The sequence below is a fragment of the Amycolatopsis sp. NPDC034160 genome, assembly GCF_055575355.1.
Window position 1 is genome coordinate 1661 of the sequence record NZ_JBVISU010000047.1, and the last position, 2174, is coordinate 3834.

The 2174-nt window shown below is 55.8% G+C and carries 1 rRNA gene (cut by a window edge); it reads left to right on the top strand.

Annotation, left to right across the window (positions count from 1 at the left end):
• Positions 1-230: 230 nt before the first annotated feature.
• A 23S ribosomal RNA gene (locus tag ACZ54P_RS40690) occupies positions 231-2174 on the top strand (it continues 1258 nt past the right edge of the window).

Consider the following 2174-nt stretch of genomic DNA (forward strand, 5'->3'; position numbering starts at 1 on the left):
GCTTGCTCAAGGAATTGTGGAACTACTGGTTAGGGTTCGCGATCAGGTTGCCGGCGAGGGTGAGTACTGCTTCCTCCGGGAGGCGTGGAAAGTGTTCTGTCGGGTCTGGTCGAGAATTGTTCGCTGGCATGCTGTTGGGTCCTGAGGCAACACGCCGAGGGGTTTACGCCCCGGGAGTTTGTTTCTGGTGTGGTGTTTGAGAACTGTAGAGTGGATGCGAGCATCTTTGTGGTCAAGTTATTAAGGGCACATGGTGGATGTCTTGGCTTCAGGAGCCGATGAAGGACGTGGGAGGCTGCGATATGCCTCGGGGAGCTGTCAACCGAGCTGTGATCCGAGGATTTCCGAATGGGGAAACCCAGCACCAGTTATGTGGTGTTACCCGCATCTGAATATATAGGGTGTGTGGAGGGAACGCGGGGAAGTGAAACATCTCAGTACCCGTAGGAAGAGAAAACAACCGTGATTCCGTGAGTAGTGGCGAGCGAAAGCGGAAGAGGCTAAACCATGCACATGTCAAGCTGTCAGGCGTTGTGTGTGTGGTGTTGTGGGACCCAGCGTCGAGGATCTGACAGTCCTCGGAATGATCGCGCGTGTTAGTGGAACGTCTTGGGATGGGCGACCGGAGTGGGTGAGAGTCCCGTACGCGAAAACACGTTGTGGATTGTTTGTGTGGTGTTCCCGAGTAGCAGCGAGCTCGTGGAATTTGCTGTGAATCTGCCGGGACCACCCGGTAAGCCTAAATACTTCCTGAAGACCGATAGCGGACTAGTACCGTGAGGGAAAGATGAAAAGTACCCCGGGAGGGGAGTGAAAGAGTACCTGAAACCGTGTGCCTACAAGCCGTCAGAGCCCGAGCACATCCTTGTGATGTTGAGGTGATGGCGTGCCTTTTGAAGAATGAGCCTGCGAGTTAGTGCTGCGTGGCGAGGTTAACCCGTGTGGGGTAGCCGTAGCGAAAGCGAGTCTGAATAGGGCGATTGAGTCGCGTGGTCTAGACCCGAAGCGGAGTGATCTACCCATGGCCAGGCTGAAGCGTCGGTAAGACGACGTGGAGGGCCGAACCCACTTAGGTTGAAAACTGAGGGGATGAGCTGTGGGTAGGGGTGAAAGGCCAATCAAACTCCGTGATAGCTGGTTCTCCCCGAAATGCATTTAGGTGCAGCGTCACATGTTTCACCACGGGGGTAGAGCTACTGGATGGTCTAGGGGCCTTACCGGGTTACCGAAATCAACCAAACTCCGAATACCGTGGTGTGAGAGTGTGGCAGTGAGACGGCGGGGGATAAGCTTCGTCGTCGAGAGGGAAACAGCCCAGAACACCAGCTAAGGCCCCCAAGTGTGTGCTCAGTGGGAAAGGATGTGGGATTGCCCAGACAACCAGGAGGTTGGCTTAGAAGCAGCCACCCTTGAAAGAGTGCGTAATAGCTCACTGGTCAAGTGGTCCTGCGCCGACAATGTAGCGGGGCTTAAGCACACCGCCGAAGCTGTGTCATTGACACATATAGATCGGCGTCTCTTTGCGGGGACGTCTAGTCGTGTTGATGGGTAGGGGAGCGTCCTGCATCCAGGGAAGCGGCGGCGGAAGCCAGTCGTGGAGGGTGTGGGAGTGAGAATGCAGGCATGAGTAGCGAATGCAGAGTGAGAAACTCTGCCGCCGGATGACCAAGGGTTCCTGGGCCAGGCTAATCCGCCCAGGGTAAGTCGGGACCTAAGGCGAGGCCGACAGGCGTAGTCGATGGATAACGGGTTGATATTCCCGTACCCGAGCACGTGCGCCCAGGATGAGGCGGTTGATACTAACCACCCAAAGCCTCGTGTTGAAGCCTTCGGGTGGATACGCGAGTGTGGAGCGTGGGATCTGATTCCGTAGTAGTCGAGTGATGGGGTGACGCAGGAAGGTAGCTCCGCCAGTGAGTGGTAGTACTGGTGTAAGCGTGTAGGCCGAAACATAGGTAAATCCGTGTTTCATGAGGCTGAGACGTGATGCGTAGCCGATTGAGGTGAAGTAGAGTGATCCTATGCTGCCGAGAAAAGCCTCTAGCGAGTGCGTGCACGGCCCGTACCCCAAACCAACACAGGTGGTCAGGTAGAGAATACTAAGGCGATCGGGTGAACTGTGGTTAAGGAACTCGGCAAAATGCCCCCGTAACTTCGGGAGAAGGGGGGCCAAA